At 36.6% G+C, this 23,855-nt stretch carries 21 protein-coding genes and 1 pseudogene; 11 read left to right on the forward strand and 11 right to left on the reverse strand.

The features are described 5' to 3' along the window. Positions 1-248 precede the first annotated feature (248 nt). Complete coding sequence (map, locus tag HUS24_RS06015; protein WP_173911166.1) at positions 249-1,043, reverse strand: type I methionyl aminopeptidase; 795 nt, start codon at positions 1,041-1,043, stop codon at positions 249-251. A 335-nt stretch (positions 1,044-1,378) separates the two neighbouring features. On the opposite strand from map, the gene brnQ reads away from it, so the two are divergent. Then, positions 1,379-2,671 carry a branched-chain amino acid transport system II carrier protein gene (brnQ, locus tag HUS24_RS06020; RefSeq protein WP_173911167.1) on the forward strand — a complete coding sequence of 431 codons (1,293 nt, stop codon included), beginning with the start codon at positions 1,379-1,381 and terminating at the stop codon, positions 2,669-2,671. Positions 2,672-3,150: 479 nt separating this feature from the next. Then, positions 3,151-3,396 carry a hypothetical protein gene (locus HUS24_RS06025; RefSeq protein ID WP_173911168.1) on the forward strand — a complete coding sequence of 82 codons (246 nt, stop codon included), beginning with the start codon at positions 3,151-3,153 and terminating at the stop codon, positions 3,394-3,396. Between the two features lie 68 nt (positions 3,397-3,464). Here the strand turns inward: HUS24_RS06025 and HUS24_RS06030 are convergent, their stop codons facing one another. Next, positions 3,465-3,929, reverse strand: coding sequence for a hypothetical protein (locus tag HUS24_RS06030; RefSeq protein WP_254433807.1), 465 nt, complete (start codon positions 3,927-3,929; stop codon positions 3,465-3,467). A 137-nt stretch (positions 3,930-4,066) separates the two neighbouring features. Here HUS24_RS06030 and HUS24_RS06035 point away from each other — a divergent pair, with 137 nt between their 5' ends. Next, a complete protein-coding gene (locus tag HUS24_RS06035; protein ID WP_173911169.1) occupies positions 4,067-4,924 on the forward strand; it encodes an alpha/beta fold hydrolase in 858 nt (285 codons plus the stop codon). 135 nt (positions 4,925-5,059) lie between these two features. Here the strand turns inward: HUS24_RS06035 and HUS24_RS06040 are convergent, their stop codons facing one another. After that, entirely contained in the window at positions 5,060-6,595 is a 1,536-nt protein-coding gene (locus HUS24_RS06040) for a TerC family protein (RefSeq protein WP_173911170.1), read from the reverse strand. Positions 6,596-7,470: 875 nt separating this feature from the next. Between HUS24_RS06040 and HUS24_RS06045 the strand changes: the two genes are divergently transcribed. Then, on the forward strand, positions 7,471-7,935 hold the full coding sequence (locus tag HUS24_RS06045) for a MarR family winged helix-turn-helix transcriptional regulator (RefSeq protein ID WP_173911171.1): 465 nt from the start codon (positions 7,471-7,473) through the stop codon (positions 7,933-7,935). A 1-nt stretch (position 7,936) separates the two neighbouring features. Here HUS24_RS06045 and HUS24_RS06050 read toward each other — a convergent pair whose 3' ends face one another. The 4 genes and pseudogenes from HUS24_RS06050 to HUS24_RS06065 all read right to left on the reverse strand — a co-directional run bounded on the left by HUS24_RS06050 (position 7,937) and on the right by HUS24_RS06065 (position 12,888). Further along, entirely contained in the window at positions 7,937-8,602 is a 666-nt protein-coding gene (locus HUS24_RS06050) for an SOS response-associated peptidase family protein (protein WP_173911172.1), read from the reverse strand. Positions 8,603-8,725: 123 nt separating this feature from the next. Beyond that, positions 8,726-9,946, reverse strand: a complete 1,221-nt coding sequence (locus HUS24_RS06055; protein ID WP_173911410.1) for a CaiB/BaiF CoA-transferase family protein — start codon at positions 9,944-9,946, stop codon at positions 8,726-8,728. Positions 9,947-10,100: 154 nt separating this feature from the next. Further along, positions 10,101-11,429: pseudogene (locus HUS24_RS06060) on the reverse strand (MFS transporter); the annotation flags it as partial. Positions 11,430-11,664: 235 nt separating this feature from the next. Beyond that, complete coding sequence (locus HUS24_RS06065) at positions 11,665-12,888, reverse strand: acyl-CoA dehydrogenase (RefSeq protein ID WP_081406063.1); 1,224 nt, start codon at positions 12,886-12,888, stop codon at positions 11,665-11,667. A 256-nt stretch (positions 12,889-13,144) separates the two neighbouring features. Between HUS24_RS06065 and HUS24_RS06070 the strand changes: the two genes are divergently transcribed. Continuing rightward, complete coding sequence (locus tag HUS24_RS06070; protein ID WP_173911174.1) at positions 13,145-14,089, forward strand: LysR substrate-binding domain-containing protein; 945 nt, start codon at positions 13,145-13,147, stop codon at positions 14,087-14,089. Positions 14,090-14,361: 272 nt separating this feature from the next. Here HUS24_RS06070 and HUS24_RS06075 read toward each other — a convergent pair whose 3' ends face one another. After that, positions 14,362-14,700, reverse strand: a complete 339-nt coding sequence (locus HUS24_RS06075; RefSeq protein WP_173911175.1) for a hypothetical protein — start codon at positions 14,698-14,700, stop codon at positions 14,362-14,364. Between the two features lie 103 nt (positions 14,701-14,803). Between HUS24_RS06075 and HUS24_RS06080 the strand changes: the two genes are divergently transcribed. From HUS24_RS06080 to HUS24_RS06095, 4 genes are all read left to right on the forward strand, one after another. Beyond that, entirely contained in the window at positions 14,804-15,223 is a 420-nt protein-coding gene (locus HUS24_RS06080) for a guanosine-3',5'-bis(diphosphate) 3'-pyrophosphohydrolase (protein ID WP_173911176.1), read from the forward strand. A 151-nt stretch (positions 15,224-15,374) separates the two neighbouring features. Beyond that, positions 15,375-16,274, forward strand: a complete 900-nt coding sequence (locus tag HUS24_RS06085; RefSeq protein ID WP_173911177.1) for a LysR family transcriptional regulator — start codon at positions 15,375-15,377, stop codon at positions 16,272-16,274. A 93-nt stretch (positions 16,275-16,367) separates the two neighbouring features. Next, positions 16,368-17,450: a tRNA (uridine(54)-C5)-methyltransferase TrmA gene (trmA, locus tag HUS24_RS06090; RefSeq protein ID WP_173911178.1), complete on the forward strand. Its 1,083-nt coding sequence runs from the start codon at positions 16,368-16,370 to the stop codon at positions 17,448-17,450. A gap of 242 nt (positions 17,451-17,692) precedes the next feature. Continuing rightward, positions 17,693-17,920, forward strand: coding sequence for a hypothetical protein (locus tag HUS24_RS06095; protein WP_173911179.1), 228 nt, complete (start codon positions 17,693-17,695; stop codon positions 17,918-17,920). Positions 17,921-18,061: 141 nt separating this feature from the next. Here HUS24_RS06095 and prpC read toward each other — a convergent pair whose 3' ends face one another. Next, positions 18,062-19,198: a 2-methylcitrate synthase gene (gene prpC / locus HUS24_RS06100; RefSeq protein ID WP_173911180.1), complete on the reverse strand. Its 1,137-nt coding sequence runs from the start codon at positions 19,196-19,198 to the stop codon at positions 18,062-18,064. Between the two features lie 2 nt (positions 19,199-19,200). Then, on the reverse strand, positions 19,201-20,085 hold the full coding sequence (gene prpB / locus HUS24_RS06105) for a methylisocitrate lyase (RefSeq protein WP_065991994.1): 885 nt from the start codon (positions 20,083-20,085) through the stop codon (positions 19,201-19,203). Between the two features lie 241 nt (positions 20,086-20,326). On the opposite strand from prpB, the gene HUS24_RS06110 reads away from it, so the two are divergent. Both HUS24_RS06110 and argF read left to right on the forward strand, forming a co-directional pair. Next, complete coding sequence (locus HUS24_RS06110; RefSeq protein ID WP_173911181.1) at positions 20,327-20,983, forward strand: TetR/AcrR family transcriptional regulator; 657 nt, start codon at positions 20,327-20,329, stop codon at positions 20,981-20,983. Between the two features lie 126 nt (positions 20,984-21,109). Next, the gene (gene argF / locus HUS24_RS06115; protein WP_065991991.1) at positions 21,110-22,030 is read left to right on the forward strand and encodes an ornithine carbamoyltransferase; all 921 of its coding nucleotides are present in this window, start codon (positions 21,110-21,112) and stop codon (positions 22,028-22,030) included. A 245-nt stretch (positions 22,031-22,275) separates the two neighbouring features. Here the strand turns inward: argF and HUS24_RS06120 are convergent, their stop codons facing one another. Next, positions 22,276-23,622: a dicarboxylate/amino acid:cation symporter gene (locus HUS24_RS06120; protein ID WP_173911182.1), complete on the reverse strand. Its 1,347-nt coding sequence runs from the start codon at positions 23,620-23,622 to the stop codon at positions 22,276-22,278. Positions 23,623-23,855: the final 233 nt, after the last annotated feature.

Here is a 23,855-nt window from a genome sequence, read left to right on the forward strand (position 1 = left end):
AAAAAGCTTACCCTAGGATGGATAAGCTTGAAAAACCAAAAATATAAACTACAGCGAGAATCTGTGCTGTAGAATACTCCCTGTATAGAAAATAAACAAATATATTAAACTGATCAATTCAATCTTTTAAAAATCGAACTTTTTATAAAAATAAGGGCAATTTCAAGATTAAATCTTAAACTCTCTACAGCATTAAGACATAAAACAAAGTTTAAATCCTATTTAACCCTCACTTTTAGACCTTTGTCTTAGATTTCAGGATAACTTCCTGTGCCCTCTGGCCATGGTGATAACAACTCAAAGCCTGTATCCGTTACATAAACCATGTGTTCCCATTGTGCTGTCAAAGAACGATCTTTGGTGACTACAGTCCAGCCATCACTTAACTCTTTAACCCCTGCTTTACCTGCATTAATCATTGGCTCAATGGTAAAGACCATACCTTTTTTTAATTTTAAACCTTGACCAGGTTGACCATAATGCAACACATTCGGCTGTTCGTGATAAACCTTACCGATACCATGACCGCAGTATTCACGGACTACACTATAGCCCTCACGCTGTGCTACAGATTGAATCGCATAACCAATATCCCCCAATGTTGCATCAGGTTTGACCGCATGAATACCTGCCACCATTGCCTCATAAGTAGTTTCTACCAGTTTTTTTGCCGCAGCACTCACATTTCCCACATAGTACATACGACTGGTATCACCAAAATAACCATCTTTAATAATAGCAACGTCAATATTAATAATATCGCCATCTTTTAAAATGGTTTTTGCCGAAGGAATACCGTGACACACTACTTCATTGGGTGAAATACAGGTAGTTTTTGTATAACCATAATATCCCACATTGGCAGGAATCACTTTCAACGTATTTACAATAAAGTCATTACAAATATCATCTAAATATTCAGTACTTACACCTGGCTTGACATATTGAGCTATCATTTCTAAAACTTGCGCAGCTAAACGCCCTGACACTCTTAATTTCTCAAGATCATGTTCAGTTTTAATCGTGATAGTTGAAGCTTTCATGTCATCTGTCCTCAAATGTAAGCCGCTATTATATGCCCTATATTATAAAAATGGGCAAAGTCATTGATGAAATTAAATTATTAAGTGATTCATTTTTTCCAATGTAGTTATAAAGTGCTTAATTTTAATACAATTAAAAATATAATAACGCTCATATTTGAAATACGCTTAATCATTTAATTCAAGAAAAATATACTATTTTCATTAAGATAAATAAAATCTATCAATTCATTTGAATAGTTTAATAATTTATTTTAATACGTTTTATAAAATAAAATACAAAAGCTGCAACTTTTCACCTAAAATCTACAGTTTTTTGTAATTCCACCTCTCCTATGACGAATCTCCGTACTCAGGATATTATTGCTTTAGGGTTTATGACTTTTGCCTTATTTATTGGGGCAGGCAATATTATCTTTCCACCGATTGTTGCACAACAAGCTGGTGAGCATGTGTGGTTGGCAGCATTTGGATTTCTTATCACTGCTGTTGGTCTTCCCGTGATCACAATTATGGCACTTTCCAAAACTGAAGGTTCCATTACCATTTTAAGCTCACCCTTAGGTAAAGCAGCAAGTTTATTATTAACGATCGTTTGTTATTTATCGGTTGGCCCGCTGTTTGCAACGCCAAGAACTGCTACTGTTTCTTATGAAATAGGCTTTTCCTCATACTTTGGCGACTCTAGTCAGAGTTTATTTATTTACAGCATTATTTATTTTGCTGTTGTGACTTTGGTTTCCCTCTATCCAAACAAACTTTTGGATACTGTTGGGCATATTCTTGCACCTTTAAAAATTATTTCATTGGCAATTCTAGGCATTGCTGCGGTGATGATTCCTGCGGGTATCATTCCTCCAGCCATTGATGGCTATGTCACCAGCCCAGTATCTGAAGGTTTTGTAAATGGCTATCTGACCATGGATACGCTAGGCGCTTTAGTATTCGGTATTGTGATCATTCATGCCATTCGTTCACGTGGTGTGACAGATCGTAAACTGATTACCAAATATGCAGTCATTGCCAGTTTGATTTCAGGTGTTGGCTTAACTTTAGTTTATTTAAGTCTGTTTAAATTAGGACTGGGTAGCCATGAAGTTGCGCCAAATGCAAGTAATGGTGCTGTGATTCTACATGCATATGTACAACATGCATTTGGTGATTTAGGTTCACTGTTCCTAACAGCTTTAATTTTTCTTGCCTGTATGGTGACTGCGATTGGCTTAACGTGTGCCTGTGCAGAATATTTCTCTTTACTTACTAAAATTCCCTATAAAATTTTAGTATTCATTTTGGTTTTATTCTCTTTAATCATTTCTAACTTGGGTTTAACTAAACTGATTGCAGTTTCTGTACCCGTACTTAGCGCAATTTACCCACCTGCCATTGTGGTGATTATGTTGAGCTTTTTCTGGAAATACTTTAATCGACCAAGCTTAGTGATCGCCCCTGTAACAGCGGTTGCATTTTTGTTTGGAATCATCGAAGGCATTAAAGTCACTGCTTTTGCTGACATATTACCAACCGCGATACAGCACTTACCTTTAAATGAGCAAAATCTAGCATGGTTGCTTCCAGCAAATGTGGTTTTGGTTATTTTTATTGTCATCGACAAGATTAAAAAATAGTTTTTGGATGATTGTTTTAAAATCGTATTTTACCCAAATATAGATTTTAACAGCACTCAATAATGGTTGCGTTTACCCAACCAACTTTTATTGCTTGCAACCATCCATTACACTTTTAATGTTTCAAGTGCTTATTATAAAAAACATGCTTTTATAAAGAATTACAAATTTTACAATAAAATTAAAAATATCCACAGAGTCACACTTTTATCATATTACCCTCTTTCTATATCATAAATAATATTGTATTTTAAACACTTGCATTACTCTTTTACCGATAAACTATTTGCTCAATTTGTTTACTATTTAAGCTATTTCAAAAATAAATACTTAAATTTGATATTGTCATAATTATGTCATATAAGTTTAGGATAATAGAGGTATTTGCATTTAAAATAATAATTTGCTATGGTAAGGATCAACCAAGCAATTCTGACTAAAACAATGAGGTTTTTGTCGAGCAGACAGGAGGGATGAGGATGTTATCATTACATTCAAACAAGCAAGTCTTCATTAATTCTTTGAAGGCTAACAAAAAACTGGTGGTTTATCTGAGTACTACTTTTGCATTGATGACGATTTTATTTTTACATGGTTTGATTCAAGGCAACTTAAAACCTGAGTTTTTTGTATATGCTGTATTTGTTTCTGCTGCATTCTGCATTTGGGAATTAATCGACCATAAAACGCGTAAATCTGCAAAAGCCGCAGCATCAGCTGAATAGAAGATGGATGCACAGCATCCATCTTTAAAGGCAAAAGAATAATTCTAAATAAAATACAAACCTATAAATCAATAAAAATTAATCATCACACCTAAAACCAAAATACCAGTCGCAACAATCTCTCCAATCACTAAGAGTAACATCGCAACCGACATCATCCAACTTGGTAAATGCCATTTACCTAATTGATGAGGCTGTTTAAATTGATTGCTTGTGTCTTGTAACATCCCATGTAAAACATAACTTGCAATAGCAAAACTAAAAAAGACCAAATTGATTACAATACACATCAGATTTAAACTTTCTGACCATGCAGAAAAATAAGCCAATACCGCCAAAATCAAAGTAGCAGGCGCATAAAGCAAACTACTTCTGTGTGCTATATCTACATAATAATGCGCCCGTGAATGTGTCGAATTACGAATTTGTGCGTATTTCCAAACACCTGTTAGCATCCCCACCCACAAATATAAACCACTGAAAATAATTGCTATTTTTACTGAATCAAACAACTGTAAATTTTCCATATCCATTTTAATGTCCTTAAAGCACACTTGTAGTTTAGCTTTGTTTAATATTATTTCCTGACTTTGTAGTCATATTTTCAACAAGTTTCTTTTTGGAACTTGTGTATGGTATAAAACATATCAACAAAAACTCTTTGCTCACTATGTCAAATCCAGAAAAATTAAATATCACCTGTAAAGATGGCTACTCACTCAGTGCCACTTTTTATGACAGTTTACAGGCTAACTCAAACCTGCCTATTTTGATCAGCCCTGCCACAGGAATTACACAAGGATTTTATCGTGCCTTTGCAGAATGGTTAAGTGAACAAGGCTATCAAGTAATGGTGTTTGATTATCGTGGTATAGGGGCGTCATTACATGGACCATTAAAACAATCAAATGCCAGTATTCAGGATTGGGGACAGCTCGATATTCCAGCTGCGATCGATGCCCTTTTACTGAAAACAGGAAAAAAACAAGTGATATTGCTTGGACATAGTGCTGGTGGACAACTTCTCGGCATTACCCCAAATTATAAAAAAGTTGCGAAAGTCATCGCAGTTTCAGGCTCAACTGGTCATGTAAAAGGCTTAAAAGGTCGTACCAGACAACTTGCGCCCGTCATGTTTCATCTGGTTTTCCCAATCTCAAGCCTATTCAAAGGTTATGGTGCAACCAAAATGTTAGGTATGGGGGAAAATCTACCTAAAAATGTTGCAAAACAATGGGCACAATTTTGTAGTCACCCTGGTTATGTTGAAAATGCAATTGGTAAAACCATTTTTGAAGACTTCCATCATGAGATTAGCTCACCAATTACTGTGTTTTGGTCATCTGATGATGAGATTGCCACAGAAGCCAATGTAAAAGACTTAATTCGACTATATCCAAATGCAACCACAAAGATGCATGAACTTGTTCCACAAGATTTAGGACATAAGCACATTGGGCATATGTTAATGTTTAAAAAATCACATCAAAATATTTGGCCAATTATTGCCAAAGAGCTAGAAGTTTAAAATTAGAAAATATTTGAATATTTTTAAAGTTTATACACTTAGGGTCATAATCCGCTCTAAGTGTTTTTTTATATGGGTAGATTCAATAAAAATGCCTCAAATGTTGAGGCATTTTTTATTCTTAGATTTAAGCGGTTAGATCGATGAATAGGTAATTTTCACAGTTTTAATGCGATTCTCATCCATTTCTATCACTTCGAAATGTACGCCCTCTTCTTCAATTTGCGTTCCAACTTTGACATCGGATTGTGCTTTGTCAAAAATTAAACCTGCAACACTGAAATAACCAGAGTCTTCTTGTACCAAGTCAACAGTTTCTAATTCCAACTCAAGCTGATACAAATCAAGCATACCTGAAGCATTCCAAGTATTATCATCGATTTTCACCAGTTCAAGCTGTTCATCCGCATCTGGAAATTCACCAGCAATTGCTTCAAACACATCCAAAGGTGAGATTAAACCTTGAATATTACCAAACTCATTAGTAACTAAAACCAGCGAGCCTTTTGATGTACGCAATGTATGAATCGCATCAATGACTTTCATTTTTTCAAAAATAAAAATCGGGCGTTGACGTTTAATTAAGGCTTGTAATTGTTCAGGATCATCCAAAGCATCAATTAACTCTTTAGCACGAACAATTGTGACAACTTTATCTAATTGTCCTCGACATACAGGGAATAAACTATGTGGTACTGAAAGAATTTGCTCACGAATGCTCTCTGCATCATCATCCAAGTTGACCCAAGAAATTTGATTTCGAGGCGTCATGATCGAAGCAACACTACGCTCAGCCAAGGTTAAAACACCGCCCACCATGTAGCGCTCTTCATCCACAAAGGTTTTTTGCGCTTCTACACTTTCTGCAGACTCTAAGACATTGGCATCTAATTTACTGCCCATCAATTTTAAAATCGAGTCAGCAGTACGGTGACGTAATGGAATTTTAGCCTGATGTTTTTCTGCATTACGATTACTGAATTGGTTAAATGCTTCAATTAAGATCGCAACACCAATACCTGAATAAATATAACCTTTCGGAATATGGAAACCAAAACCTTCCGCAATTAAGCTAATACCGATTAATAATAAGAAGCTTAAACACAGAATTACGACCGTTGGATGTCGATTTACAAATGCGGTTAATGGCTTAGAAGCTAACAACATCACAGCCATCGCCACAATCATTGCAGCCATCATGACATAGATATTATCCACCATACCAATGGCTGTAATCACTGAGTCTAATGAAAATACTGCATCCAAAATTACGATTTGAAGAACAACAGCACTAAAACTTGCATATACAACATTACTAGTCACTTGAACTTCTGGCTTACCTTCCAGTTTTTCATGTAATTCTGTGACCGCCTTATACACAAGGAATAAACCACCGAATAACAAAATCAGGTCACGTCCAGAAAAGGTTTTCTCAAAAACGGTAATCAAAGGTTCGGTGAGTGTGACTAACCAAGAAATCGCAAACAACAGCCCCAAACGCATAATTAAGGCAAGAGAAAGACCTAAAACGCGTGCTTTATCTCGTTGTTCAGGAGGAAGTTTTTCTGCCAAAATAGCAATAAAGACAAGGTTATCAATACCAAGTACAATTTCTAATACAATAAGAGTAAGTAAACCTACCCAAATACCAGGGTCTAATAAAAATTCCATTATTAGATCTCCTGCTCATTTTTATAATAAACAACAGACAACTTAAACTTTAACAACCTACACGGCGACGGATCCATGAATAAGACCTTTTCAACTAAATTGCTTTTAATTATGCACAATTTGAATATTTTGTAATTATTTTTTTTAATATTTTACAAATAAATATAAAAATTGAGTGATTCATTCACCATACGTTTATAAGATTTTATAATTTATTCATTTTAAATAAATTATATTTAGTTCTATACTTTATTTACAATTAAGATTTTGTTTTTATTAAACTAAGCATTAAATTTATTTTAATTGAATTTTACATTATGACATTTTCGACATATTTTTTTCCTGACTGCGCCAAATCTAAAACATACAACAATTCATAAAATATTATGTAAATATGATTCATATTGAATTGGCTAAATACAATTGAGTAAAGTAAATTATCATCCAGTTGAATAGTTTAACTCACGGCACATCAGTATAACGATTGATATGCTACTAACTAAATTTTGTGGATGTTTAAAACAATGCGTTTTTATACAGGAAGGAATTATCCATTTTATCCTGTCGATACTGGATCATTTACTAAATCATAGTTAGATTCTGTGTCAAATAAGCTATTTTGCAATGAGCATCATTATCAGCATCTGATGAAATGTGTCATTACAAAAACAGTCCTTTTTCTTTATAAACAAGAAATGCGACTTCGTTTTGACGAAGTTAAGAGATAGAATTAAATTGTTAAGAAATTCTTCACAATTGCTTCTTTTTTAGCTCAATCTCTTTATTTTTATATTGATTTAGGCGCTGTATTTACAATACTATTACAATTGTTATTACATTTGGCTAATAATTAGAAAAAAACAAGGAATCTTTTGATGACCAAGAAATATTCAAAATTTTTACCAACAACCGATAATTTTAATCTGGAAGATTTTCCTTATTATTGGATTACGCAGGTTCATTCTCAATATGTACTGAATGTCGATCATGCTTTAAAAAAATATGGGGTAGATAATTCACGCCGCCGCTTATTGTTAGCGCTTGAGTCAAAACCAGATGCGAGTGTGTCAGACCTCTCTGATATGATTGTCTCAAAAATGTCCACCACCACCAAAATCGTCTATCGTTTAAAAGATGAAGGTTTAGTCGATACTTATTCTTGCAGTCAGGATGCACGTATTACACGTGTTAATTTATCTGATGCAGGCAAGCAAATGATCGTTAAAATTAATGACTTAATGAGTGTTGTTTTAGAGCAATCTTTTGAAGGCTTAACACCTCTTCAAATCGAAAAAATGATGGAAAGTTTGAAACATATTTTCAAAAATTTATCTCGCTGATTTACTCTTCATCAAACATACTTAACTGTAAAGAGTTTTTTGCTTGACGCTGCTGGGGACAGTAAAAGCACTCAAACTCTTCTACAGGAAAGCCTTGAATAAATTGAGAAATATCTGAATTTTTCCAACTCAACCATTGCATAATGTGTTGTTGTGGAATCACAATAATCGAACGTTTGACATTACCCGGCTCATGAAATTCTTTCATCATTGCATGATCTAGCGCATCCATAGTTAACATACAGGCTGAACGAACGACCTCTTCGTTGATCTTGGTAATCTCATACAATGCCGCAATAAAAAAAGCCTGTCCATCTTTACGCTTAACACCCCAACGCTGTGCCTGAGCATTGATGTATTTGGCTTCGTAAAACTCAGTCACGGGAATCAACCCAAACTTATGTTTTAATAGCGCATCTTTAAAACTGGCTTTTTCAATTAGCGTTTCATTTCTTGCATTATAAGTATGTTTAGCAATCTCTCGACTTTCTGCCCATTTGGGAATTAAACCAAAATTAACTAACCGCCATTCTAGCCCTTGATTTGACTGAAATAGTAAAGGGGTTTGAAAATTAGGATAAATTTCATCTTGATAGGCAAATGGAATCGCAGGCAAATTTAAATCGGCAATTTGCGCTACAGTTGCTGGCTTATAATTTGCACACATAATCTATATCAAAAACATGGTAGATAAGACTTCATTTCAACAGATTATATGTGCTTTGCACAGCGTGTTTTTATCGCTTTATTTAAACTAAGCACCACAACGTGAACATTCATTTACGTTATTTCATCCATCAATGATCCCTTGTTCACGGAATTTTTCTAGCTGTTCTTTAGAATAAAATTCTTGCAAAACCTGCGCTGTATGCTCACCCAATTGGGGTGGTGCATGATGATATTCGACAGGTGTGCCTGACATTTTGATCGGTGAAGCAATCATTTTGAAGTTTGGATTAAATGCATGCGGCAAATTGACCACCATTTCTCGATGTTGGATTTGGGGCTCTTGCAAAGCATCTTCGATGGAATTAATCACGCCCACTGGTACTTTAACTGCATGGATTGCATCCACCCAATATTTAGCATTTTCTGTTAAAAAATAATGAGATAATATTTCAATTAACTCGACCCGATGTTTAACTCGATCTTGATTACGAATGTAATTAGGATTTTCCAACAATTCAGGTTTACCAATCGCAATACACAGTTCTTTAAACTGTTTATCGTTTCCACAAGCAATAATAAATTCTTTATCTTTCGCTTTAAAAGTTTGATATGGGACAATATTTGGATGACTATTGCCCATTCTTACAGGTGAAACGCCTGTCGTTAAATAGTTCATGCCCTGATTGGCTAAGGCTGCAACTTGCACATCGAGTAATGACATATCGATGTGTTGCCCTAGACCTGTGTGCTGTCTTGCGATTAATGCAGCTTGAATGGCAATGGTTGAATATAAGCCAGTTTGAATATCCACCACTGCAACACCAACCTTTTGTGAACTTGCGCCTAATTCACCTTGTTTTTCACCCGTGATACTCATTAAGCCAGACATTCCTTGGATAATAAAATCATAACCTGGCTCTTCTGCACGTGGCCCGTCTTGTCCAAACCCTGTGATAGAGCAATAAACTAATTTGGGATTAATCGCCTTCAAACTTTCATAATCTAAACCATATTTTGCCAAAGAACCTGCTTTAAAGTTCTCAATGACCACATCGGCAGTTTTAGCAATCTCTTGGATAATTTGCTGACCTTCTACAGAGGCAATATCAACTGCAACAGAAAATTTATTACGATTGGCACATTGAAAATAGCCTGATTCTTTAGTGGCTTGCCCATCTTGATTCAGCATCCAAGGCGGCCCCCACATACGAGTGTCATCACCAACTTTTGGTCGCTCAATCTTAATGACTTCAGCACCTAAGTCTGCCAGAATCTGTCCACACCAAGGTCCTGCTAAAACGCGACTTAAATCTAAAACACGAATCCCTTGTAATGCACCCATTTGTATGTCCTCTTGAACAAGCGCCATGAACGACGCTTGTTTTTTATTTTTAAGATGTTGCTTGATTAGATTTTTTGTTTAGTGTTGCTGAATCTTTGCTGACGGTATCATTTTCTACAGTTTCTACAGTTTCTGCCTGTTCAGCAGTGACTAGACTGGATTGTTGTGGATCATATTGACGCTCACGAATAAACAAGCCCGGAATCACCCCAGCGATAAAATAAGCCGCACCCATAACAATAAATGCCATTGTGAATGAACCACCTGCAGCAATCATCCCAATCGTTGCAGGCGCAATTGCTGCCCCTAAACGTCCCATATTATAAGCACCACCAATCGCTGTACCCCGTACATCAGTTGAGAAAGATTCCGCCATATAGGTTGCGTTCACACCATACGGAATACCGTATAAGAATCCAAAAGTAACCAATAAATAGGCTATATTTTCTGGTGTATTAAAGAAAATAATCACAGGCAAAAATGCTGCTGTTGCCACCGTACCAAAGACAAATGTTACCTTACGCCCCAGTTTATCTGCTGCATAGCCTGCTAAAATCTTGCCTAAAATCATTGCGGTGTAAGCACCGACCATATAGCCTGTCAATGATTTGAAATTCATATTCAATTCAGTTTCAAGATAAGTTGGCATCCAGTTATTAACACCATAATAGCCAAACTGTAGAAATGCCGCTGTTGTCATCCAGAACAAAAACATTTTGCGATGTTGCATATTGCCAAAAATACGCTTGTAAATACTTTCACTTTTCACAGGTGTAGTTTTTACATGTACTGTATTTTCAGGTTGATGATGAATACCTTGTGCAAGTTTAATTTTGGCTTCTTGCCATGCTGCTGGTTCAGGTACAAAACGCATGAAAATCAGCGCAAAAGCAGCAGGAATAATGGTCACATAAAACAACATACGCCAACCATGCTCAGGAATGATTGCGCCTGCCATCAAGGTCGCCACGATATAACCGACAGTTTGCCCTGTTTGTAATGTTCCTAAAACTGTGGTGCGATACTTAGTTGGTACATATTCAGCCATTAAAGTATTACATGCCATATAGAGCGAACCTAAACCAAACGCCCCGATAAAACGTAATACCATGAATTGTTCATAGCTCTGTGTCATGCCTAAAATACAGGTCATAATCGAGAAGAACACCACAGACCATGCAATGGTGCGCACTCGACCAAACTTGTCACATGCCCAACCACCTGATATTCCACCTAAAGCCATACCTGCAAGTGAGGCACTCCCCAACATACCTGCTTGAAATGTCGTCAAACCAAACTCAGCTTTTAAACTGGTTAAGCTAAACGACAACAGCATGATATCCACACCATCGATTACCAAAGATACAAAGGCAAAAATAAATGCAAGCTTCCATGTGCCTTTATGGATTTTGTGGGTTGTGCCGACATTCGATGGCAATTTATAACTGAGTGTATTTGACCCAGTATTTACATCCTTATTCATTTGTTTACCTCATTTTCCCAAATGAGTCATCGCTATTCTGTTTCCTACATTCACCTAGATTCTTTTATTGTTATTTCATGCTTTTGAAATTAGGCTTAGCCATGTATAGCGTTGCAAGAATATTTCACGATGAATCCTTATTCCTGTTTGATATTGACCTTTTTTAGGCAAAACTGTCCTCAGGATGCTCAATAATGAACATCCTCAGAAATTTAAAAGATTGATTTAAATTGATTTAGTTACAAAATGCAGCTATGCCTGTTTGCGCACGTCCTAAAATCAAGGCATGTACATCATGTGTCCCTTCATAGGTATTTACCACTTCAAGGTTAACTAAATGGCGTGCTACACCAAACTCATCACTGATACCATTTCCGCCCATCATGTCACGTGCAACACGTGCAATATCAAGCGCTTTACCACAGTTATTACGTTTAATGAGTGAAGTCCCTTCAACTGAAGCAATGCCTTCGTCTTTCATTCGTCCAAAACGCAAAGCGATTTGTAGTCCGAGAGCGATTTCAGTTTGCATGTCTGCCAGTTTCTTTTGGATTAATTGATTGGCAGCCAGTGGACGACCAAACTGTTTACGATCCATCGTATATTGATGTGCCGTGTGCCAACAAAACTCAGCAGCTCCCATCGCCCCCCAAGCAATACCATAACGTGCGCTATTCAAACACGTGAATGGGCCACGTAAACCACGAATTTCAGGAAAAGCATTCTCTTCAGGTACAAAAACATTGTCCATCACAATTTCACCTGTGATCGAAGCACGCAAACCAACTTTACCGTGAATCGCAGGTGCTGAAAGCCCTTCCCAGCCTTTTTCTAAAATAAAACCACGAATATCACCGACATTCCCCTCTGGCGAAACTTCTTTTGCCCACACCACAAAAACATCTGCTATCGGACTGTTGGTAATCCACATTTTTGCGCCCGTTAAGCGATAACCACCTTCGACTTTTTTGGCACGGCTGATCATGCTACCAGGGTCAGAACCGTGATCAGGCTCAGTCAAACCGAAACAGCCAATGTATTCGCCAGAAGCGAGTTTTGGTAAGTATTTTTGTTTTTGCTCTTCTGAACCAAATTCATTGATCGGTACCATCACCAAAGAACTTTGCACACTTGCCATTGAACGATAGCCTGAATCTACACGTTCGATTTCACGTGCAATCAAACCATAGCTCACATAATTTAAGCCTGCACCGCCGTATTGTTCAGGAATCGTTGGCCCTAACAAACCTAACTCACCCATTTCACGGAAAATAGAAACATCCGTCGTTTCATGGCGAAATTGCTCAAGCACACGTGGCATTAATTTATCTTGTGAATAGGCATAAGCAGCATCACGAATCATGCGCTCTTCTTCAGTCAATTGTTGTTCGATTAGAAACGGATCTTGCCAGTTAAATCGAGCATGTGATTTTTTTGTTGAATTTACCATTTGATTCATTGCATCCTCTGCACATTATTTGTTTTGCTTGTGTTCGATGCTATGTCCAATCGTGATTTCTTTCAAACGATTAATTTGCACTCAGATATTCCATTTACGCATAACTTATGTTTTTATACTGTGAGAATAAAGGTTTATTTTGCTTAAATTTACGATGATTTTAAATCTATTGTACTTTTAAAATATCTTAAAATAATCAAAATAATATAATTTATTCAATAGGTTGCTATTCAACTAAGTCATACAAGGACAGGTTATGCGTAGAATGATTCCATCCCTCCAAGCATTATTATGTTTTGAATCAGCTGCAAAACATAATAGTTATACGCATGCTGCACAGGAGTTACATCTCACACAAAGTGCTGTTTCTAGACAAATTCAACATTTAGAAGATTTTTTAGGTTTACAACTGTTTAACCGAACTCGTCATGGCGTAGCCTTAACTTATGCAGGTGAGCAATATTATAAAAATATCAAATTACATTTATTGGGCATTGAGCAAAGTACACTTGATTTAATTTCACATAAAGGCTTAGGTGGAACGCTGAAACTTGGTGTAGTCCCCACTTTTGCAACTCGTTGGTTATTGCCACGTTTATATAAATTTAATGAAATTCATCCTGAAATTACCATTCATTTAGAAACCAGTACCAAACCTTTTTTATTTAGTGAACATATTTTCGATGCAGCCATTTATACAGGAACTGCGGAGCAAGTTGAAAATTGGCCTGATACCAAAGCACATTATTTAATGAAAGAAGAAGTTGTGCCTGTGTGTGCCCCAAGTTTAATTTATAAATATTTTCCTGAATATCAGACAAAAACAAAGCTATCAAATCTTTCTCTCAACGCTGAACAAATTGCACGTTTACCGCTACTACAACAAACCACACGCCCAAATATCTGGAAAGAATGGTTTGATGTGTCCGCTTATGATCATCCACATGCACGACATGGACAACGTCATGAATTATTTTCTATGTTGGCTGTGGCAGCGACACATGGTATGGGAGTCGCACTCATTCCCCAAACGCTTTTAGAAAAAGAGTTAAGTTCAGGTGAATTGATTATCGCCTCACAAATTAAGTTAAAGGGGATTCGTTCTTATTATTTTGTCTATTCAGAACGTCAGCAGAGTCCATTGATCGCAAAATTTGTAGAATGGTTAATACAAGAAGCAGCGCAATCACAATCTAAATAATATTTAGGTGAGAGTATGGAGAATATTTATCTTACAATTCAAATTAAGAACAATTAGCGAAAATTTATGATGAAGGAATTGGAGTTCCTAAAGACCCTGCAAAAGCAGAATATTGGAGAAATCTATTACATCTGAATCAAGAAATGAACCCAGAATAAATAGATTTTCTTTCACGATTTCATTTAACGTAGCATCATTCAATCGCAACAAAATATTTGATAGATCTTTTAAAAATCTAGCTATTTTGTTGCATATTTCAACTGATTTAAATGTTAAATCACAGCATTTGGGCTAAAGCCAATATAACGGTACAAGCCTTCCACCCCTAAATCCATTTTATACATTTGATATTCTTTAAAGGCTGCTTGAGAAATTTCATCAAAGATATGAATACCTTGCTCATCATTCGCATGGATTTCGTCAACGCTGCGTGGCATACTTTGCTCAAAAGCATCTGAAATAAATTCAAAGCCTAAATCCATTGCGATAAACAAAGTATGTTCACACGGTTGGATATATTGTTCTTGTGACCAATCTAAAACAGTGTGGTGACAATAAGGACATGTTACATTTTGCTCAGTATTGTTAATTTCAATCAGTTGAAAAGCCATCTTTTTAAGCACAAAATAAAAGCTTAGTTTAAACGAGTTCTTAGATTTATCGAATATCTCGTGAGTTGATTTTTTAGATTTTAAAACTTTAAACAAGGATTCTATGTCAACCATTGAAAAAGCCATCGCCTTAGCTGCTAAAAAACATGCAGGACAACTTGATAAAGCGAATCAGCCTTATATTTTCCATCCGTTGCGCTTGATGTTAAAAGTGAACACACCCGAGCAACAAATCGTTGCTGTTTTACATGACATTTTAGAAGATACCGATACCACCATTGTTGATCTTATCTCTTTAGGATTTAGTCAAACGATTGTAGATGCAATTGTGTCATTAACTAAAAAATCAGGAGAATCTCGCATCGATGCAGCCCATCGTGCTGTACAAAATCCGATTGCCCGTGTAGTAAAACTCGCTGATGTAGCTGACAATATGGATTTAACTCGGATTGTAAATCCAACACAGAAAGACTTACAACGCTTAGAAGAATATCAAAAGGTTCGTGATATATTACTGTCCTAAGTCTTGTAGTCAGTAACGTTTTGTTCAGCGATTTGTGAAATATAATGCTTGAATTTCACAAAAGACCTTATCGCACTGAACATTTTATTGATTGACAAGAATCAAGCCCATACTTTTAAAATATATAATTTTCGCAATTTTGGAATGCTAAATGCTCACTGATTTAGATGATTTTTACTGTTTTGCATTGGTGGTTGAACATGGTGGATTTAGTGCGGCAGAACGTGCAACAGATATTCCAAAATCAAAACTCAGTCGTCGAGTTTATAACTTAGAAGAAAATTTAGGTGTACGTTTAATCCAACGCAGTTCTAGACAATTTGCCGTTACTGAAATCGGCATGAATATTTATCGCTATGCGCAAGTCATGATGAACGCAGCACAATCTGCACATGATTTGGTCGATCATTTGAGTGAACAGCCACGAGGCTTGATTAAAGTAAGTGTTCCTGTTTCGATTGCACAAAATGAAATTGCGCGTATTTTACCGCAATTTTTAAAAGATTATCCTGAGATTAAAGTTCAACTGCTCGTCAGTAATCGTCGAGTTGACATTGTGAATGAAGGTATTGATCTGGCTTTACGTGTGCGTGACAACTTAGACGATGATCCAAATCTTGTATTACGCAAGTTTGAACAAATTCAACAACATCTATTTGCAAGCCAAGCTTATTTAAATGAATTTGGCACTTTAAAAAAACCTGAGGACTTATCTGAACATCGTATTTTAAGTATGGTAGATGAACACGTTGACCAGCAAATTATCTTGCATGATGAAGAGGGTCATCAAAAGAAAGTTAAAGTAAATCCTATTCTTATGGGTTCAGATTTGCTGATGCTTGCCAAACTCGCCAGCCAAAATTGTGGTGTGGTGCTTCTGCCTGATTCTGTGGTCGAAGACTATGTCGCAACTGGACAATTGGTTCGCGTGCTTCCGAACTGGAAAGTTCCTCAAGGTGTTTTCCATGCCGTTTACCCTTCTCGTCGTGGTTTATTACCTGCAGTACGGGTCTTTATCGATTATTTGGTTGAACATTTAACAAAAAGGTAGCTTTTCATAGCGACAAACTCAGTTAATTGCAGCTAATTTGACTAATCTTTGTTAACATTCTAGCTGCTTTAAACTTGTATCTTTGATATTCATATGACTTCAACTTATCAGCTTCAGCTCGATGCCAAAATTGAGCGTATTCACAATCAATTTAGTAAATTCAATCCACCAGAATTAGAGGTTTTTGCATCACCTGAACAAAACTTCCGTATGCGTGCAGAATTTCGAATTTGGCATACTGAAGATGATATGTTCTATGCCATGTTTGAACGTGATGCTGATCAGCAAAAAACTGTGGTACGCATTGATGAATTCCCGATTGCTGATCAAAGTATTAACACGTTAATGCCTATTTTATTGGCTGAGTTAAAAAGTCATGACATCCTGTCTAAGCGATTATTTGAGGTACATTTTCTAGCAACCTTAAAAGGTGAAATGCTAGTATCTTTGATTTATCGGGCACCGCTGAGCGAAGAATGGGAAACCTTAGCCAAACAACTTGCAGAAAAACTGAATATCAAAATTATCGGGCGTAGTCGTGGTCAAAAAATTGTCTTAAGTGATGAATTTGTGGTTGAAGAACTACAAGTTCTTGAGCGTAAATTTAAATACAAACAAATTGAAAGCAGCTTTACCCAACCCAATGCTCAAGTCTGTCAAAAAATGTTGCAGTGGGCATGTGATGCAGCAGAAAAGTCTGAAAAAGACTTGCTAGAACTTTACTGTGGAAATGGTAACTTTACACTACCGCTTTCTTTACATTTTCGCCGTGTACTTGCAACTGAGCTTGCCAAATCTTCTGTGTATGCAGCGCAATGGAATATTGAGCAAAATCAAATAGACAATATCCAAGTTGCACGTTTGTCTGCTGAGGAGTTTACCCAAGCCTATCAAGGTGAGCGTGAATTCCGCCGTTTACAAGAGGCAAATATTGATATCTCAAGTTATGATTTTGATACAGTTTTTGTTGACCCACCACGTGCGGGGATCGACATGGACACCTTAAAATTATTACAAGGTTTTCAGCGTATTCTTTATATTTCATGTAATCCAGACACATTATTTGAAAACTTAGAAGTATTAACTCAAACTCATAAAATTCAAAAACTTGCGTTATTTGATCAATTTCCATATACCCATCATGTAGAATCTGGCGTACTCTTGGAAAAGATTTAAACAATTTATTTCAAACATATTTAGGTTACTGAAAAGTAGCCTATTTTTTGAATAATGAAATTTAGATGGATTATCAATTGCTTATTGAAAGAAAAATATAAAGCTGTCATATTTCCGTTAAACTTATACTTTATAATCGTTAAAATTATGGTGATTTTCCGCTGACTAGACCTTCGCATAGCTTGTATTTTATTTAAAACACTCTATATTTCAAACTATGTTAGGTTGCATTAGAAGGCTCTATGAGTTTTTGGCAAAAGCTGTTTAATACAGATGCACAGCAAAATGAACATAAGAATCAGATTGCTTGCGTGGAAAATGATTGCTCTTGTAAATCCAATGATCAACTTCTCCTTGCTTTATCTAAAGCAAAAGATGAAGACACAATCCTTGGCATTAAGAAAGTTCTCATATCTCGAGGCTTTAGTCGTAAAGAGCTAAATGAACTTCAGCATTCACCGATTCAATAGGGATCGGTGGTACAAAAAGGCATTCAACTGAATGCCTTTTTTAATATCTTTTATTTAAATACTTTGATGAAATATGCAAAACATAAAAAAGCCCAATAACAACATTGAGCTTTTAAAATATTATTTAAATAATATTTCGAATTAAACTGCTGAACGCTCAGTAATCGGTACAACTTTACGCAGTTCAGGACCTGTATAATCCGCACTTGGACGAATAATACGGTTGTCTGCACGTTGTTCCATCACATGCGCTGCCCAGCCTGTAACACGACTCATGACAAAGATTGGTGTAAACAATTTGGTTGCAATACCCATGAAGTGATATGCAGATGCATGGAAGAAGTCTGCGTTACAGAACAATTTCTTCTCACGCCACATCACTTCTTCACAGCGTACTGATACTGGATAAAGTACCGTATCACCGACATCTTTCGCTAATTTCTCAGACCAGATTTTAATGATGCCATTACGTGGGTCATTGTCTTTGTAGATCGCATGACCAAAGCCCATGATCTTTTCTTTACGTTCAAGCTTACCCAACATTTCACGTTCAGCTTCTTCTGGCGATGTCCAGTTTTCAATCATTTCCATTGCCGCTTCATTTGCACCGCCATGGAGTGGACCACGAAGTGAACCAATTGCACCTGTAATACATGAATGCATGTCTGACAATGTCGATGCACATACACGCGCAGTGAACGTAGAGGCATTGAACTCATGCTCTGCATAAAGAATTAAGGAAACATTCATCACTTGTTCATGCAACTCATTTGGTTTTTCACCACGAAGAAGATGCAGGAATTGTGCACCAATTGAATCATCATCGGTATTTTCTTCGATACGTACGCCATCATGACTGAAACGGTACCAGTAGCAAATAATCGCAGGTAAAGTCGCCAAAATACGATCTGCAACATCTTGTTGTTCTGCGAATGATTTTTCTGTTTCAAGGTTACCGAGCATGGATACGCCTGTACGCATCACATCCATTGGGTGTGAGTCAGCAGGAATACGCTCAAGTACTTCTTTCAAAGCTTGGGGTAATTGGCGTAAAGATTTTAATTTTGCTTTATATGCAGCAAGTTGTTCAGTGGTTGGCAATTCACCGAAGAAGATCAAATAAGCCACTTCTTCAAATTGGCAATTTTCTGCCAAGTCTTGTACATCATAACCACGATAGGTTAAGCCTGCACCGCTTTTACCTACGGTTGATAATGCAGTTTTCCCTGCAACTTGTCCACGCAATCCTGCGCCAGTCAGTACTTTACCTTCAGCCATTTTTATTTTCCTTCAGTGAATAGTTTGTCTAATGTATTTTCAAAAGTATGATAATCAAGGAATTCGTAGAGTTCTTTGCGTTGTTGCATCGTGTCAAGTACATTCACTTGTGTGCCATTTTCACGAATTGAACGGAACACTTCCAGTGCCGCTTTTTGCATCGCACGTGTTGCTGACAATGGATAGAGCACCATTGAAATACCTTGCTCACCCAACTCTTGCGTTGTGTAATATGGGGTATCACCAAATTCAGTGATATTTGCCAACACTGGCACACCCACTGCATCGCAAACAGTTTTATACATAGTAATGTCTGTCATGGCTTCAGCGAAAATAGCATCAGCACCTGCTTCAACACAGGCACAAGCACGGTCGATCACGGCTTGCAAGCCTTCTTTTTGTAGTGCGTCAGTACGCGCCATCACTACAAAATTTGAATCGGTTTTGGCATCTACTGCGGCTTTAATCCGATCCACCATTTCTTGTTGCGACACGATTTCTTTGTTTGGACGGTGTCCACAACGTTTTTGTGCCACTTGGTCTTCGATATGCACTGCGGCTGCACCTGCGGCAATCATTTGTTTGATGGTACGCGCAATGTTAAATGCACCGCCCCAACCTGTATCAATGTCTACCAGTAACGGTGTATCTACACGTTCTGTAATACGACGCACATCTTCTAAAACGTTATCTAAGCTGGTCATACCCAAGTCAGGTAAACCATAAGAGTAGTTTGCAACACCTGCACCCGAAAGATAAATCGCTTTATAACCGACTTGTTTCGCCATCATCGCTGCATAAGCGTTGACTGTACCGATGATTTGTAATGGTTTTTCCACTTCCAGTGCTTGTCTAAATCTTAAGCCTGCAGACGTTTCTTGTGTCATATTCCTTTCCACAGTGGTCTATATATTTATCGAGATTTGAGTATAGCCATAAAAAGTGTCTTCGCCATGACTTTTTAGGCTAAAAGCTCTAAAACTTTAGTCAAATAAAAACTGAATTAACATTCATTATTTTAATTATAGTATTTCTTTTCAAAATAATACATTCATTTATCAACAGAAATTTCTTGACTTCTTTGTTATAATCCTTACAAAGGCTAGGTATTTTTGAATTATTGGTTTTATGCAAAAAAAAATCGCAGAAATTGAAACAGTAAGTTGCGGCGAGCAACCGCAAACGCGTCGTGGGCAAGAACGGCGTTTAGCACTGTTACTGAGTGCGAATGAATTATTTTTAGAACATGGTTATGATGCGGTGTCTTTAGATGATATTGTAAATCATGCAGGCGGCTCAAAAGCCTCTATTTATAAATACTTTGGCAATAAAGAAGGCTTATTTACGGCTATTTTTGATTATCGTCGCAGTTTATTTTTTAAAGATATTTGTTCTTGCTATAATCCTGAAAAAGACCATTTGCGTCATTATCTAAATCAAACCTTAACTAACTTTTATTTCCATCTCAAAGCCCCAGAGAATATTTCTTTTATTCGTTTAATTATTGAACAAACTCAAAAAAATCCTGAATTGGCTTTATATATTCATGAGAAAGGCGCTCATTTTATTCAAATTACCATCGCAAAAGCGTTAGAGTGTGCGCACCAACAAGGTTTATTAGACTGCCCTAATCCGCTTAGCTCTGCCATGATGTATTTCGGTATTTTAAGAGATTATGAATGGCGCATTATTATGGGGCTGGAAATCGCCCAACCTGAACAAGAAGTAATCAAACACATTGAATATTGTGTAGATCACTTTCTAAAAGGTCATCAAAAAGTCTAGTTTTTTTGCATTTGAACATTGTTATAGTATATTAGAAGATTCTTTTTCGTTTTTTTAATCAACCAACAATGAATTGTTGGTCAATCGCTATTTGTGTTTTGGCTAAGCAATTATTGTGGAGTAACCATGACTCTACGACATTTTCTAACATTACGTGACCTATCCACTGCTGAATTGAATCGCATTATTGACCGTGCGCAGGAATTGAAGCGAAAACAGCATAACAATGAAACTTTCCAACCTTTTGTTGGCAAGGTCATGGGCATGATTTTTGAAAAGTCGAGTACCCGTACTCGTGTTTCTTTTGAAGCAGGTATGAGCCAGTTTGGTGGTAGTGCAATTTTCTTATCTTCTCGTGACACACAATTAGGTCGTGGCGAGCCGATTGAAGATTCTGCACGTGTGATTTCAAGTATGTTAGATATCGTGATGATTCGTACTTTTGGTCATGATATTGTTGAACGTTTTGCTGAATATTCTAAAGTGCCTGTGATCAACGCATTGACAGATGATCATCATCCTTGCCAACTTTTAGCGGATATACAAACTTTTGTTGAACATCGTGGTTCTATCGAAGGTAAAACGGTTGCTTGGATTGGTGATGGCAACAATATGTGTAATTCCTATATTGAAGCTGCGCATATGTGGGGCTTTAAATTAAAAATTGCCTCTCCTAAAGGTTATGAACCAAAACCAGAATTTCTATCTGAATTTGGACACTGTGTTGATTTAGTTGATTCTGCTGAAGATGCTGCGGTGAATGCTGACCTGATCGTAACTGATGTTTGGGCAAGTATGGGGCAAGAAGAAGAGCAAAAAATCCGTGAAAAAGCCTTTGCTGATTATCAAGTGAATGAAAAATTAATGGATTTGGCACATCCTGATTGTTTATTTATGCATTGCTTACCTGCCCATCGTGGTGAGGAAATTTCTGAAAATATGCTTGACCATAAAAACGCTGTGGTTTGGGATGAAGCAGAAAACCGTTTACATGCGCAAAAAGCTTTGGTTGAATTTTTACTCAATGAAAATTTAAAGAAAGCATAAATATTTGAAATATTCAAAAAGGCTTTGTAGATCAAAGCCTTTTTTATTTTTAATACTGCCCATACTCAATTAAATTGTCTATTTAACATAGCATAAGACATAATTCGCCAATTTCTCAAAAATATGCTGTAGGCATCGTTCAGTTTATAATGCTGATACATGATAAAGCATGTAAAAAACCGAGCTAAGAGCTTAACTCGGTTTTAAATAAAACGAACATTCATACATTCTCGAAAGAAATAATGTTAAACCGTTTTTTGCGTACTTGCTTCCAACATTTTTTTGTCTAATTCTTCTGGGTGATTTAAAGCATGATGTAATTTATTTTCATCCAAATGCCCTACCCATTTTGCAACTACAATCGTTGCCAAAGAGTTGCCCACAAGGTTGGTTAAAGCACGTGCTTCAGACATAAACCGGTCAATACCTAGAATTAATGCCAAACCTGCAACAGGAATATGCCCGACTGCCGACAATGTTGCCGCCATAACAATGAAACCTGAACCCGTTACGCCGGCTGCACCTTTAGATGAAATTAATAACACTACCAATAAAGTAATTTGGTGTGATACATCTAACTGTGTATTGGTCGCTTGTGCGATGAAAATTGCCGCCATGGTCAAATAAATCGAAGTACCATCTAAGTTAAATGAATAACCTGTAGGAATCACCAAACCAACTACTGACTTTTCACAACCTGCGATTTCAAGCTTTTTCAACATTCTCGGTAATACAGACTCAGAAGAAGAAGTACCGAGGACAATCAACAACTCTTCACGAATCATACGAATAATTTTTAAAATGCTAAAACCACAAATACGACTGATGGTACCTAACACAATAAAAATAAATAATAAACACGTGATATAGAAACAAATAATCAATTGTGCAAGTTGCGCTAAACTGCCAATACCATATTTACCAATCGTAAATGCCATCGCACCAAATGCACCGATTGGCGCAAGTTTCATGATCATATTTACAATATTAAAGAAAACTTGTGCAACTTGATCAATCAACTTCAAGACAGGTTTTCCAACATCACCCAATTTGTGCAATGCAAAACCAAATAAAATCGCAAACAGTAAAACTTGTAAAATTTCACCTTCGGCAAAAGCACCGATGACTGTATTTGGGATAATATTCATCAAAAAGTCGATGGTCGACTGTGATGCCCCAGACTCAACATATTTAGAAATACCAGAGGTATCAAGCGATGCAGGATCAATATTCATTCCTACACCAGGTTTTGCAATATTGATGACCAATAAACCAATCAATAACGCAATGGTGGATACAATTTCAAAATAAAGTAAAGCAATACCACCTGTCTTACCGACAGATTTCATACTTTCCATACCTGCAATCCCACTGACCACAGTACAGAAAATAACAGGTGCAATAATCATCTTAATCAGACGAATAAATGCGTCACCTAGTGGTTTTAATTGTTCCCCAATACCAGGAATGTGCTTTTCAACACCATTGACCAATTGCGTAGTACTTGGGAAAAAATGTCCCACCAACACACCTGCAATAATGGCAACAATCACTTGAAAATAAAGTGATTTATACAGAGGTTTCTTAGCCATAATGATAACTTCTTTCGATATTTCCGATTACAGAAATATTTTATTTGTTGTGCCTCTTTTTACAGAAACACAGCCGAAAAATTCTCATACCACAGCAAAACACTAATTTTTAAATATAAAAATCCCCCAGAAAATGGCATTTTCCAGAAAAATTATTTCATTAAAAATTTTTATTGGTCTTGATTAAGACTTAAAAGCGATGAGAGATACACTTTTAAATCCCATGAGAATAG

It is taken from the genome of Acinetobacter sp. Marseille-Q1618 (assembly GCF_902809855.1).
GTDB lineage: Bacteria > Pseudomonadota > Gammaproteobacteria > Pseudomonadales > Moraxellaceae > Acinetobacter.

Excerpts from the sequence above, each read along its gene's own strand:
- map (WP_173911166.1), bottom strand. The coding sequence starts at position 1,043 with ATGAAAGCTTCAACTATCACGATTAAAACTGAACATGATCTTGAGAAA.
- brnQ (WP_173911167.1), top strand. The coding sequence starts at position 1,379 with ATGACGAATCTCCGTACTCAGGATATTATTGCTTTAGGGTTTATGACT.
- HUS24_RS06025 (WP_173911168.1), top strand. The coding sequence starts at position 3,151 with ATGTTATCATTACATTCAAACAAGCAAGTCTTCATTAATTCTTTGAAG.
- HUS24_RS06030 (WP_254433807.1), bottom strand. The coding sequence starts at position 3,929 with ATGGATATGGAAAATTTACAGTTGTTTGATTCAGTAAAAATAGCAATT.
- HUS24_RS06035 (WP_173911169.1), top strand. The coding sequence starts at position 4,067 with ATGTCAAATCCAGAAAAATTAAATATCACCTGTAAAGATGGCTACTCA.
- HUS24_RS06040 (WP_173911170.1), bottom strand. The coding sequence starts at position 6,595 with ATGGAATTTTTATTAGACCCTGGTATTTGGGTAGGTTTACTTACTCTT.
- HUS24_RS06045 (WP_173911171.1), top strand. The coding sequence starts at position 7,471 with ATGACCAAGAAATATTCAAAATTTTTACCAACAACCGATAATTTTAAT.
- HUS24_RS06050 (WP_173911172.1), bottom strand. The coding sequence starts at position 8,602 with ATGTGTGCAAATTATAAGCCAGCAACTGTAGCGCAAATTGCCGATTTA.
- HUS24_RS06055 (WP_173911410.1), bottom strand. The coding sequence starts at position 9,946 with ATGGGTGCATTACAAGGGATTCGTGTTTTAGATTTAAGTCGCGTTTTA.
- HUS24_RS06065 (WP_081406063.1), bottom strand. The coding sequence starts at position 12,888 with ATGAATCAAATGGTAAATTCAACAAAAAAATCACATGCTCGATTTAAC.
- HUS24_RS06070 (WP_173911174.1), top strand. The coding sequence starts at position 13,145 with ATGCGTAGAATGATTCCATCCCTCCAAGCATTATTATGTTTTGAATCA.
- HUS24_RS06075 (WP_173911175.1), bottom strand. The coding sequence starts at position 14,700 with ATGGCTTTTCAACTGATTGAAATTAACAATACTGAGCAAAATGTAACA.
- HUS24_RS06080 (WP_173911176.1), top strand. The coding sequence starts at position 14,804 with ATGTCAACCATTGAAAAAGCCATCGCCTTAGCTGCTAAAAAACATGCA.
- HUS24_RS06085 (WP_173911177.1), top strand. The coding sequence starts at position 15,375 with ATGCTCACTGATTTAGATGATTTTTACTGTTTTGCATTGGTGGTTGAA.
- trmA (WP_173911178.1), top strand. The coding sequence starts at position 16,368 with ATGACTTCAACTTATCAGCTTCAGCTCGATGCCAAAATTGAGCGTATT.
- HUS24_RS06095 (WP_173911179.1), top strand. The coding sequence starts at position 17,693 with ATGAGTTTTTGGCAAAAGCTGTTTAATACAGATGCACAGCAAAATGAA.
- prpC (WP_173911180.1), bottom strand. The coding sequence starts at position 19,198 with ATGGCTGAAGGTAAAGTACTGACTGGCGCAGGATTGCGTGGACAAGTT.
- prpB (WP_065991994.1), bottom strand. The coding sequence starts at position 20,085 with ATGACACAAGAAACGTCTGCAGGCTTAAGATTTAGACAAGCACTGGAA.
- HUS24_RS06110 (WP_173911181.1), top strand. The coding sequence starts at position 20,327 with ATGCAAAAAAAAATCGCAGAAATTGAAACAGTAAGTTGCGGCGAGCAA.
- argF (WP_065991991.1), top strand. The coding sequence starts at position 21,110 with ATGACTCTACGACATTTTCTAACATTACGTGACCTATCCACTGCTGAA.
- HUS24_RS06120 (WP_173911182.1), bottom strand. The coding sequence starts at position 23,622 with ATGGCTAAGAAACCTCTGTATAAATCACTTTATTTTCAAGTGATTGTT.